The following is a 12,212-nucleotide window of genomic DNA, read 5'->3' as shown; positions in this document are numbered from 1 at the left end:
AGACCATAATCATTAATTGAAAGATTTTTAGTTAAAATCGGCAATAATATAAGTCCACTTTCCCCATGAGAAGTTGTGTAACTCCAACCAGCCCTACTCTTTGTACAAAAAGTTTATAGAAATCTGACATCATAATTATTTATCCCCATGGCCTCGCAATAGAGTACAAGATGGTTGGCTGCAGCAATCTGAAGGCATCAGAATATATTATAAGCTGTCTTTGTGACCTAAGCTGCAATACATATATGAGTATGACTGCCTTTGCAAACTAATCAGTAATATATCGTTTATCTTCTATCAAATCTCACTCACCGCTGCACATCCGCAGCAACCTGCACCTCACCAGCCTTCTTCACTGCCACAGCCTCGACCTCTTCCTCTTCAGCATCCTCGACCACACCCACATGTTCAGGATTGGGATGAGCGAATGAAGGCTTTGGAACAAGCATATGGATGGTCCTTGCGATCGAGTGCAAGATAAGTCCTGTGAATGCCATGAAAGTGCCTACGATGGTCAGCATTACCATTAGCATCGTTGGGCCGAAATTGAGGCTCCCACCAAGATAGAAGGCCGCAGGGATCTCATTCCGAAATACAGACCGGTCATACCCATTACCATGCCGGGAACCGTAAAATAGTACAGGGGTTTGTTGAACTCCATGTCCCTGAGGATCTTTACGAGAACTCCTATGCCGTGTTTTACGGGGTGTTCGGTGGAGCAGTCAACGTCGTAGCGGACATCTATATCCACTTCTTTTATTCATAGGCCTGCTTTGGAGGTGTCTGTGAGCATCTCGCTTTCGATGGCGAGGTTGTCGGCTTTGAAGCGGAAGGCATCGTATGTGTGGCCTGAGAAGGCCCTGAAACCGCTCTGGGTGTCGGTGATGTGTATTCCGCTGTTGAGCTTGGTGGCCTTATCGAGCACTGTCTGGCCGACCTCCTGTATGAGGGGTATCGATCTCTTTGCCGTGCAGGTATCTGCTGCCGATCACCATGTCGGCCTGGCCTGAAAGGATAGGGGCTACAAGGCAGGGGATCTGCTGGGGGTCGTGCTGGCCGTCTGTGTCCAGGGTCACGATGACGTGTGAGTTCTTTGCAGCATCAAAGCCTGTTCGCAGTGCTGCACCTTTCCCCCTGTTCGCAGTGCTGCACCTTTCCCCCTGTTCCGGGGGTGCACGATGACCCTTGCACCGGCCATCTCTGCGATCTTCGCAGTATTGTCACTGCTGCCGTCATCGACCACTATTACCTCGTCAACGTAGTGTCTTGTAAGGAGCACCACACTCCCGATGGATACACCTTCGTTGAACGCAGGCAGAACAGCGGTTATTCCTGTCCTGCTGTAACAGCTGTAATCCTATGCATCCTGACCGGATCCACTTTCGTCGCTCATTTTATCCACCCTTGCCAAAAAACATACACCTATAAGCACTCTTGATCGAAGTGCAGAGTATGAAAACATAATATATAAAAATACTTATTCACACCGACAACACCTATATAAATATCGAGAGAGTGAAATCGACTTAATGCGAGCCGTTATTCCTGAATTGCCCGGTCATTGTATTTTACAAATACACATTCATATATAAGCAATGTCGAATAATAATTCCATGCCAGAAGAGATCATACCACAGTCGCATGAATTCAACAAATCCCCATAACCGACATGTCATACACAACAGCAGGATCTGGGCAATTATAGGATACTCATTCCCACATAAACAAATCCCATGGGATGAGATGATCGAGGCCAGTATCGAGCGCATCTACCAGTCGGCACGCATCGGTGCACTCTGCGGTGCATCATCCGTTATTTTCCATCCTGCTTACTACCTCAAGCAAAGCAGTGAGGAAGTGCTTGAAAGGGTCAGCGGGCTGCTTGGCAGGCTTGCATCACGGCTTGAGGACGAGGGCATCAACGCTGTGCTTCGCCCGGAGACCACCGGCAAACCGACGCAGTTTGGCAGCCTAGAGGAGACCCTGATGATGGCTTCAGCCATCGAGGGGATTATGCCCTGTATCGATTTCTCACACCTGCACTCACGAAGCAGCGGGGAGTACAACACACTGGAAGAGTTCCGGGACGTGCTCGTGAAAGTGGAGGAATATCTCGGGCGGGAAGGGCTTGAGGATATGCACTGCCACATTTCCGGCATTGCATATGGGGATAAGGAGGGAGAAGAACCACCTGGTGCTCCGGGAGTCTGACTTTAATTGTGCTGACCTGATGACAGCGTTTCGGGAGTTTGGTTTGAAGGGCTGGCGATATGCGAGGGTCAGGATCTGGAGGAGGATGCTTTGCTGCTGCAGGGGAGCTATCTGGAGCAATGAATTGAGAGAGGAAAAAAGTAAAAAAAGAAAAAAGAGATGCAGGATCTGCATCTCACTGTACAGTTTCACCGAAGTAATGTGCTACGATCGTAAGATCCTGAATGTTTACTTCGCCATCCTGATTTACATCCCAGCTTGGATGTGGCTTTTTAGTACCCATATTCTGAGCTACTATAGTGACGTCCAGAATGTTCACCACACCATCCTTATTTACATCCCAACGTGGGAGAATCTTGATTATAGTGAGGACGTGTTGGGATGTCACCTGATCAGTTCCATCACTTACAACTACTTCGATAGTATGAGTTCCGTCACTAGAACTATCGGTATTCCATACATAACTGGAAGTTGTGCTGACGGTAACGCCATCGATCTTCAGGAGATAATTCAATTCCTGTCCATCTGCATCGGAAGCAGTCACTCCAATATTGATCACGCTCCCTTCCTCAAAGACTACATCATTAGCAGGTGAGAATGCGGTTATTACCGGAAGGTTATTGACCAGAGGATCATTGCCTATTGCATTCACAGTAATGATGATGGCTTCTGAATCAATAAGTTCACCATCGGACACTTCGAACATTACACCATAAGTTCCTGACGGAACATCTGATGGCGTCCAGCTGAACTCGCCGGATGTGGCATCAAACGTTACACCGGTTGGAAGACCTGTGGTTGAGTAGGTGAGAGTATCACCGTCCACATCAGAAGCACTTACGATGAAGTTGAGAGTCGATCCTTCATCGATTGTCTTGCCACCGATTGGGTCCATCACAGGAGCAAGATTGCTCACAGGTTCAGTGGTTGAAAGAGTCACAGTCAGTTTCGGTTGCTGGACCTCATTGACGGAATCAGTACCATCGAAAGCAATATAGTTGTCATGCTCATCACGTGCCTTGATGAAGAAACCGGTGTTTGCATGTTCACCACTGACATAATCCTGTACCAGTTCTGTGACATCAAACTCATAATTGCCGTTGTCAGGAACATCACTACCACTAAAGGTTATTGATGCATAAGGTACGCTTCCCTGAGCTGCATCGTTCCTATCGAACCAGTCTCCACCAGTATTAACCCAGGAAGTACCAGACGTCTTCCCATTCCAGCTCACATGTTCAGGATCCCAATCTGATGCCCTATAGATCTCAACAACGGTATCCTGATTACGTGGAGCATTTTGAGGATAATACCAGGATAATGAAAGAGTTGCACTGGTTACAGTGTCTGTTTCATTGTACATGCTTACATCAAACCACATGACTTCCCTGTAACTACCTACACCATCAATATGTCCGACATCTACATAGCTGTCTCCTGTGATCGTGAGGTCAGGAGTTGATTCACGCAAACGGTTGACATACATGGTTTCGAGCATGTTTCCAGAAGAGCCTTCTGGATTTACAATAATAGATATGGTTTCGGAATCGGTAAATTCTCCATCGGCCACTTCAAAAGTGACACCATAAGTACCGGTCTGACCTACATCTGGAGTCCAGCTGAATGTTCTGGATGCAACATCAAAGGTTGCACCGATTGGCAGACCTGATGCAGAGTATGTAAGGCTGTCACCATCAGCATCAGAAGCAGTAACCATAGAGCTTAAGAGATTTCCTTCAGTAACGGTCATATCACCAATGGAGTTCAGTACAGGTGCTGTGTTACTTGGTGCTGGTGTAGGATCAGAACTTTCATACACACCTATACCTGCATCAATAATAGGTGAATTCGATCTTAGACGGTAATCATGATCTGCTCGATCAACGAACAATGGATCGACATTGAAATCGGATGCAGATGATCCGACATTGAGGTAATTAACATTTTCGTTGTTCCATACATCGTTGTTTTCCAGAATAATATCATGCCTTGAGTCAAGGTAATTATTGATACCATTCCCACTTGATGAGAATCCACTATAATAATCTGTGTTAGTGATGATATTGTTTCTGACGTATATCTGATAGCCAGTCGTATCACCCATTCCAAATCGGTTTCTGGTAACGATCCCATCACCATTGACGTCATCGATCACATTGTTTTCGATCACAACATTATGCCAGCCATTTATCTGGATCCCACCACCGTATCCACTATTTCCGATTGAATCATAGATCAAATTGTGATGGATATACAGATCACTTGCTTTGTCAAGTGCAGGTGTTCCTGTCACACGATTGCAAACTACAATACCCATTTCCCTAACCGGTCCTATTGTATTGTATGCAACGGTATAATTCTGAGATGTATACCCACCGCTAGTATAGGACAAATAAAGTCCAGATATCCCCTGGGGCTGAGATGGGTTTGTGTATAGAGTATTGTGTGTAATTACAACGTCATCCGTATTCTCGATTCGCACGCCGCAATCGCCATAGACCCATGTGAAATCATTATTATAGATATGCACATTTTGTGCAGACATAATGTAGATATCATCATGCCCAGTCCTAGTAAATGTATTATCGTGAATTTTTATATTATCATCTGATCGATCCCCTCTAATTCTGATACCATCATTTGCACCATCATAGAAGTGCATATTATATATCTCAAAATCGTATGGATCGCTGTGGTCACCACTCACGCTATTAGAATCTGCTCTGAAAAGATCAAGATAGCTCCGACCATGTATACATGGCTCACCCATCTGTGTTACTACATATGTTTGTTTGAAGAGATTCCCATCCACAGCGAAGTCGCGGAGGATGAAATTATGAGCATCTTGAACAGACGGTTCAATTAAACCTTTGAATTTTGGCCATCCACATTCATCTTTTAATTTGACAACAGTACCGGACTCGCCTTCAAGTATGGTATTACTATGAATGAAGATCGTATCGCCTATAATGTAAGTACCACTTTTTAGATGAACGGTTGTATATTCTGAATGGCTTGCTACGAAGTCCATTGCCTGGTTGATCTGAACTTCGTCTGCTGTCCCATCACAGTTATAGTCACCGCTGCCATCTGTGGCAACATATACGATCGGGGCAGTACTACCCAAAGCAGTTGGAATGGCTATTAATGAAATGAATGATAGTATTAACAAGAATTTTAGTTCCTTCATGATGACCACAGAATTTTATATTGGAATTTTATATTGTTATTAGATATAAGTGATTGGAAGTTCAGGGTCATTATTACATATAAATGTTGTGAATTATGATGGTGTCAAAAACTGTGGTCTTAATAAACCAAAGTTGTCATCCCTCGCCATCAGAGTCACCAAATAACGATTTCAATGTACACGGATATGAACATTGTGTTCACATTTTTTGTTTTTGTGAACATAATACCCAGATGTGTACCTGCCATGATCAAAAGATATCCATACATCATCGGCTAAGGTGTGGAATATTATCATTAATGCAATCTCGAAATCAGCATTTAGAAACAAATTTGAAATTGGAATAAAATGAGGCATAGTTAGGAGTTTATTAGAGTTTAGAGGTGCCGATCTACGCGATGAGATGCCCATCTGGATGAATGCTTGTGAGGTGTTTGCATTGCCGAGTTTAGGGACTGGCGTGGTTCAGATCGAAGCAATGGCTTGTGAGAAGCCTGCGGGATTGCAACTTAATAATGATGGGAGTGAAGAAATGATGATATGATGATTACGGATTGTTGTGTGAATCGACGTAGTCAATGAAGCTAGCCGAGAATATTTTGTTAGTGTTGGATCAAGAGTTAGATGTCAAGAAAATAGAAGCTTATTTTGCTTAATTTACTTTGGATGCCACATCCAGAAAAACTCTAAATATTTATCAACTGGCGGTCCCAAAACTCCACATGTCTGCGAATTTCTGCCTTATTTTTGATTCAAATGCATAAATAACTCACTTTCCACAGGTGACACTACCAGATGGCACTAGACGTCAACAAAAATAATAAAAAACCATATATACTACGGAACTTATCTTTAAATGTGGGGCGAAACAGAATGCTTAGAAAAATACCATTCCTTTTGTTGCGGCTAACGGGGATACCATTCTTCATCAGAGAGATCATCCAGAGAAAAAAAGTAACAATCGTTCTTTTTCATGACATCGATCCTGACAGAGTAGACATGCACCTAAGAGTGCTAAGATCTAAATACAATATCATCCCCCTGCAGGATTATATCACAGCAAAAGAAGCAGGAACAGTTGATGAACTGCCACCAAAATCATTGATCATAACACTGGATGATGGACATAAGAGCAACTATGAGCTCAAACCCTTGCTGGAAAGATATGCCATACCTGCCACTATCTTCCTGTGCAGCGGCATAGTAGACACAAAACGCCATTTCTGGTGGTCCCACAAGACAGGCAATGATTATAGTCGTGAGGATCTGAAAAATATTCCCAATAAAGAGAGATTGGAGATCTTGAGAGGATTTGGGTTCAAGGAAACAAAAGAGTTCGATGACAGACAGGCATTATCAAAGAATGATATCGAAGATATGAAGGCCATGGCAGACTTCCAATCCCATACTGTATTCCATCCGATCCTGCCGAACTGTACCACAGAGGAAGCATACAAGGAGATAGCACAGTCAAAGAAGGACCTTGAGGAGAAATATGGACTCAAAATATATGCATTGTCCTATCCAAATGGTGACTACTCGGATCGAGAGATCTCGATCGCTAAAAAAGAGGGCTATACATGTGGGATTACCGTTGATGCGGGATTCAATTCTCAGGATACGGATATATTCAAACTGAAACGCTTCAGTATTCGGGATGGTGCAGACATCAACGAACTATTGGTCAAAGCAAGTGGACTATGGTGGTATCTCAGAAAAAGATCCATACGATAAAATAACACTCTATCGAGCCGAATTATCCTACCGCAAAGAACATCAGAATATCTCAGAGGGGTGGACATTCATGGACCTGACCGACAAAACCAGTCTCCAAACAGTAAGCAGCAATATCGACCAAGGCACCATTGAACTTTTCAGGCAGGACTATCCAGAGAACAAAAATGTCCCTGCTAACATGTTCAGCGCAAATCCGTACCATAATAGTCGATCTGGCAATATAGACATATATAACCGCATGCGATCAGGCATAATCGATCTGACCTGTACCATTATAAATGGCACCTCTAGGAACCAGATTATTTCCAATGACGTGTCAAAAGATGTTGAATCTGCAACTCGGAAAGGATTCAGAGGAGTCTACAATATTGTTCCACCGATTCTGGATCATATTACTGGTGATAAGCGAAAACACCGCCTTGAAGATATAACATACAGGATGCAGAGGCTGAAAACAGAATGTTGCTGTGTGTGTGGACTCGTACCCATGCACCGTTGCAATTACCAGATAACAATCGGTATCGAAAGAGATGGGGCTGACAACTACGTTCAGATAAATAGCCCTGGAGCAAAAATAACGTGCCGGATACTGGACAACAATACATGGGTGATAACGAGCTATTATCAGAACTCGCAATCAGTGACACCGATGTTCAAAGAACTGCTCATTCCGGATGTTACAGAGAGATTAACATTGAATATTACTTTTGATGGAGTGAATAAAACAAATACCATCTATTGCAGCGGAAGCAGCTCTATAAGCACTCCATTTTATGCCATCAATCGAAGAAATCTGCCCTATCCTGATTTTGCCTGTGGATGGATCAAGTTTGCAAATTATGTTGTCGGAAGAGGCACTTTTATCAACACGAAAATATTTGAAATAACACAAACTGCACAAAGAAGTTTCATTACTGCGATAGGAGACAAGAAGATTACTCCATATGGAATTGACGGACCACATAATTACGAGACGGTCGATAGAGGGATTTCATATATGGAAAAGAACGACAACGAAGGAACGATCTGGTTCGATGTTAAATATCTGGATGATGAAGCATATATTGAGTACCTGCGTGATCTGGTACACAACGAATCGTGGGAGGTTGGCATACATTACAGTGAATCTTTGAACAGGATGCCACTGGAACGATCATATGAACTCATGGAAAATGAATACGAGATCATCAGCCAGATGATCGGATCCAATCCAGCAACATGGTGTTCATTACGCAATGGTGATGAACTGGCGCATGCGACATACGCATATGATAAATTCGTTATGATCTGGAGGAATGGTGATGCAGGCATTCATACTGAACACGCTGTGGGAAACCTTGAAGATAAGACCTGGAAATGGTGGGAAAAAGCATCTTGTACCGGGATGAGCTACCCTGTATTTACTCATCGAACTGACGAGGATCCAGCCATACCCTGGTCGATCAGCTATCCCAATTTTATAACAGGGGTGGACAATTACAACGCCAGGGAAATTAAGATAATACCATTTGGCAGATGGTGGGACATTAACAGCAATACAAACCAGGCAACCTTCAATGATATCGCGTCTAACGGAAGAACAACATCATTCAAAGCATTTACAAATGGTGCTTACGCACTTGCTAATGTCAATATCAGAGCCAGCAGGAACACCGAAGTTTATGATGATACCGCAGGAGAGGATGTCAAATGGGAGCAGCAACCGGACGGTTCCATAACATTCAAGGTGGAGAATAAACATCGTTATAAAATAATCACATATTAATACTGGCGTTTTTGAAGTTTGAAGAACTTAAAGCTTTTACCTTGCACCTGAATAAGACAATTATATAACTAGTCATCACATTAATAATTAATTAGGGTTCTCTTTAACATCGAGTGGGTAAACTCAGTTTACCTGCCATCAAGAATATCATGCCATCAACAAAGATACGTCCCCTGGAAGAAAATGACTTTTCAGAACTGGCAGATTTGTTGAGAGAGGGGTTACGGACCCCACCTGAGATTTGGCAACGTCGTTTCGATATGTGGTGGATTAACAATCCCTGGATGGATCGATCCATCCCGTATGGCTGGGTCATTGAAGACGAGAAATCGGAAATTGTTGGTTTTCTGGGGAATATCCCTGTAAAATATCAGATAAAAGGGATAAATGATATCGCTGCAGCCGGTACATCACTATATGTGCGACCTTCAGTACGGGGAGTTACCAGCCTTCAGCTGATACTGGCATTTGACAGACAGAAAAATATTAAACTCCTGCTCCACACCACGCCAAATAAGATCGCGACAAAAATATACTCCAAATTTGGTTCTTCTGATCTCGACGTCCCGTTTAAGAATCTAGAATACTGGTATATTCGAGATTATGGAAAAATGTGTGATTTTTATGTGCAAAAGAACATCACATCCCACAGGCTGCTGCCTTTAATAGAAGCTTCATTGGTCCCCATAAAGTTGATCTCACCTTTTGTTCGATGGTTCAAGGATAAAAGAACATTTAAATTACAACCGGATCATTACAAATGTTCCCTATGCACAGATTGTGATGATTCGTTCACAGAATTGTGGGAAAACAACAGAAAAGAAAATGCAACAACACTGTGTCGAGATGCAGAGACACTGAAATGGTTATACTTCTCGAAAGCTGTCGCTGAGAAACGGCATTTGATCAAGTGTATCGATACCCGAAATGATGAACTGGTTGGATATTTCGTATTTGATATTGAATGTTCTGAAACAGACATTAAGACCATGCAGCTGAAAGATGCATACGTACCACAGCTCGAAGAAGAGATCATTCTATCATTAATTGCGTTCTCAATTGATCTGGCAAAAAGACATAATGCTGCTGCGTTGGCATTCTGGCCGATCGATCAGAAAATGAATGAAATACTGAAAAAACGAATAAAGATTAAAAGAAAGCACAAACGTGCATATATGTACAAATTTGTTAATGAGGATGATGAATCGAATTTGGAGGGACATGAGGATCACGAATTTATCCCTTCGTCCATTGATCCCGATAGAGGAGTACTATAAGAAATTGGCATGGAAGTTAAAAGTTTAAAGATCATACACTATTTTTTAGGAACATTGACAAAAGCTCAGACTGGGACATCGAACATCATTGTTATATGAGAACTTTCAAGAGAAGGAATTTATCTAGTATATCCCATGACATTTTTACTAAATTTTTATTGTTTACACTTGTTTGGGCATACAGTTGATCATTATTCAGGAATATATCGATACAATCATCCAGGTGCAGATCATCCATCTCAGCCAGACCCTCTGCCTGGAGGTCGTTATCGGTCACATCGAAACCGAAGTAAAGGTATTATCATCATACAGTGCATTTACCGCTGCCGTATTATCCTCAGAAACCCCCTTCCAGTGGACCCTTGCAGGGTGACACCTGTTATGCCCTGCCACTCGGTCAGATCACTACCGACCTGACTGTACTGCGTACTATGTCCAGTGTAACTACGACTGCATCACCTGCAGAGTTTGTGCGATCAGAACCTGTGGATGTCGCAGGATGTCTTAAGATACAAATGCGCTCTTGGATGCTTCGGCAGTGTTGCCATAGGCACCAATGTTATTCCGGCCACCATTTGGCGTAGGTTCATTACTGTAGTCCGACCCGGGGTATCCGGCATCGATGAGCGGACTTGTTATGGGATCGATTACCCATCTACTGCCAGACCAGCGTCCTGCTTCACTCTTTAGATGGTAATCATGATCTGCTTGATCAGCATACAGTGGATCGACATTGAGATCGGATGCATGTGAACCGACATTGTGGTAATTGCCATTTTCGTTGTTCCATATATTATTGTTTTCCAGGATCAGATCATGCCTTGAGTCAAGATAATTATTGATACCATGCCCACTTGATGAGAATCCACTATAATGATCTGTGTTAGTGATGATATTGTTTCTGATGTATATCTTGTAGCCAGTCGTGTCACCCATTCCAAATCGGTTTCTGGTAACGATCCCATCACCATTAACGCCATCGATCACATTGTTTTCGATCACAGTATTATGCCAGCCATTTATCTGGATCCCACCACCGTATCCACGATTTCCGATTGAATCATAGATCAAATTGTGATGGATATACAGATCTTGGGCTTTGTCAAGGCCAGGTGTTCCTGTCACACGATTGCAAACTACAATACCCATTTCTCTAACCGGTCCTATTGTATTGTACGCAACAGTATAATTGTGACATGTGAAATCACTGCAAGTAAGGGATAAATAAATTCCAGACAGTCCCTGAGGCTCAGACGGTTTTGTGTATAGAGTATTGTTTGTGATGACAACGTCATCCGTGTTCTCGATCCGCACGCCGCAATCGCCATAGACCCATGTGAAATCATTATTATATATGCGTACATTCTTTGCGGACATAATGTAGATATCATCATGCCCTGTCCTAGAGAACGTATTATCGTGAATTTTCATATCAGCATCTGATCGGTCACCTCTAATTCTGATACCATCATTTGCACCATCATAAAAGTACATATTATAGATCTCAAAATCGTATGAACCGTTGTCACTGTCTGCTCTGAAAAGATCGTGATAGCCTCGGCCATGTATGGATGGTTCACCCATCTTGGATAGTATGTATGTTTGGTTGTCAAGGTTGCCATTCACCTCAAAACCACGAATTACAAAATTATGAGCATCGTTGGGAGATGGTTCGATCAAACCTTTGTTTTTCGCCCATCCACATTCATCTTTTAATTTGACAACAGCACCTGACTCACCTTCAAGTATTGTATTACTATGAATGAAAACCGTATCGCCTATAATGTAAGTACCACTTTTTAGATGAACAGTTGTATATTCAGAATGGCTTGCTACGAAGTCCATTGCATGGTTGATTTGAACTTGGTCATCTGTACCATCACAATTATAGTCACCGCTGCCATCTGTAGCAACATATACTATTGGTGCAGCCGGTGAACTACGTAAAGTAGTTGTGATGCCCAGTAACAGAACCAATATTAGTATACTACACAATATTGTTATAGTTGTATTTCTCATTACTATCATCTTG

At 42.7% G+C, this 12,212-nt stretch carries 13 protein-coding genes; 6 read left to right on the top strand and 7 right to left on the bottom strand.

The annotated features are described in order from the left end of the window. Nucleotides 1-308 precede the first annotated feature (308 nt). Genes E7X56_RS11995 through E7X56_RS12145 form a run of 5 tightly spaced genes read right to left on the bottom strand, consistent with a single transcriptional unit; the run spans nt 309 to nt 1,279 of the window. A complete protein-coding gene (locus tag E7X56_RS11995; protein WP_244603351.1) occupies nt 309-533 on the bottom strand; it encodes a hypothetical protein in 225 nt (74 codons plus the stop codon). Beyond that, nucleotides 527-751: a hypothetical protein gene (locus tag E7X56_RS11990; RefSeq protein ID WP_244603350.1), complete on the bottom strand. Its 225-nt coding sequence runs from the start codon at nt 749-751 to the stop codon at nt 527-529. Before E7X56_RS11990 ends, E7X56_RS11995 begins: the two co-directional genes overlap by 7 nt. A gap of 9 nt (nt 752-760) precedes the next feature. Continuing rightward, complete coding sequence (locus E7X56_RS11985; RefSeq protein WP_244603349.1) at nt 761-925, bottom strand: hypothetical protein; 165 nt, start codon at nt 923-925, stop codon at nt 761-763. Next, the gene (locus E7X56_RS12150; protein WP_256360039.1) at nt 915-1,118 is read right to left on the bottom strand and encodes a glycosyltransferase; all 204 of its coding nucleotides are present in this window, start codon (nt 1,116-1,118) and stop codon (nt 915-917) included. Before E7X56_RS12150 ends, E7X56_RS11985 begins: the two co-directional genes overlap by 11 nt. Beyond that, complete coding sequence (locus E7X56_RS12145) at nt 1,073-1,279, bottom strand: glycosyltransferase (RefSeq protein WP_256360037.1); 207 nt, start codon at nt 1,277-1,279, stop codon at nt 1,073-1,075. Before E7X56_RS12145 ends, E7X56_RS12150 begins: the two co-directional genes overlap by 46 nt. A 362-nt stretch (nt 1,280-1,641) precedes the next feature. Here E7X56_RS12145 and E7X56_RS00950 point away from each other — a divergent pair, with 362 nt between their 5' ends. Then, complete coding sequence (locus tag E7X56_RS00950; RefSeq protein WP_244603348.1) at nt 1,642-2,211, top strand: TIM barrel protein; 570 nt, start codon at nt 1,642-1,644, stop codon at nt 2,209-2,211. Between the two features lie 175 nt (nt 2,212-2,386). On the opposite strand, the gene E7X56_RS00945 is transcribed toward E7X56_RS00950, so the two are convergent. Then, complete coding sequence (locus tag E7X56_RS00945) at nt 2,387-5,401, bottom strand: disaggregatase related repeat-containing protein (protein WP_135603952.1); 3,015 nt, start codon at nt 5,399-5,401, stop codon at nt 2,387-2,389. Nucleotides 5,402-5,756: 355 nt separating this feature from the next. Here E7X56_RS00945 and E7X56_RS12250 point away from each other — a divergent pair, with 355 nt between their 5' ends. From E7X56_RS12250 to E7X56_RS00925, 5 genes are all read left to right on the top strand, one after another. Continuing rightward, on the top strand, nt 5,757-5,945 hold the full coding sequence (locus tag E7X56_RS12250; protein ID WP_371413335.1) for a glycosyltransferase: 189 nt from the start codon (nt 5,757-5,759) through the stop codon (nt 5,943-5,945). 329 nt (nt 5,946-6,274) lie between these two features. Continuing rightward, entirely contained in the window at nt 6,275-7,135 is an 861-nt protein-coding gene (locus E7X56_RS00940; RefSeq protein WP_167879410.1) for a polysaccharide deacetylase family protein, read from the top strand. Next, nucleotides 7,059-8,903 carry a hypothetical protein gene (locus E7X56_RS00935; protein ID WP_135603948.1) on the top strand — a complete coding sequence of 615 codons (1,845 nt, stop codon included), beginning with the start codon at nt 7,059-7,061 and terminating at the stop codon, nt 8,901-8,903. The genes E7X56_RS00940 and E7X56_RS00935 overlap by 77 nt, the downstream gene beginning before the upstream one ends. Before the next feature lie 149 nt (nt 8,904-9,052). Further along, nucleotides 9,053-10,180 (top strand): hypothetical protein, encoded by a 1,128-nt coding sequence (locus tag E7X56_RS00930; protein WP_135603946.1) that lies wholly within the window; start codon nt 9,053-9,055, stop codon nt 10,178-10,180. Nucleotides 10,181-10,364: 184 nt separating this feature from the next. Further along, entirely contained in the window at nt 10,365-10,553 is a 189-nt protein-coding gene (locus E7X56_RS00925) for a hypothetical protein (RefSeq protein WP_167879409.1), read from the top strand. Nucleotides 10,554-10,684: 131 nt separating this feature from the next. Here the strand turns inward: E7X56_RS00925 and E7X56_RS00920 are convergent, their stop codons facing one another. Beyond that, entirely contained in the window at nt 10,685-12,157 is a 1,473-nt protein-coding gene (locus tag E7X56_RS00920) for a right-handed parallel beta-helix repeat-containing protein (RefSeq protein ID WP_167879408.1), read from the bottom strand. Nucleotides 12,158-12,212 lie beyond the last annotated feature (55 nt).

It is taken from the genome of Methanococcoides sp. NM1, from assembly GCF_900774285.1.
In the GTDB taxonomy this organism is placed as follows: Archaea; Halobacteriota; Methanosarcinia; order Methanosarcinales; family Methanosarcinaceae; genus Methanococcoides; species Methanococcoides vulcani.
This window is presented reverse-complemented; position numbering and strand designations above follow the sequence as displayed.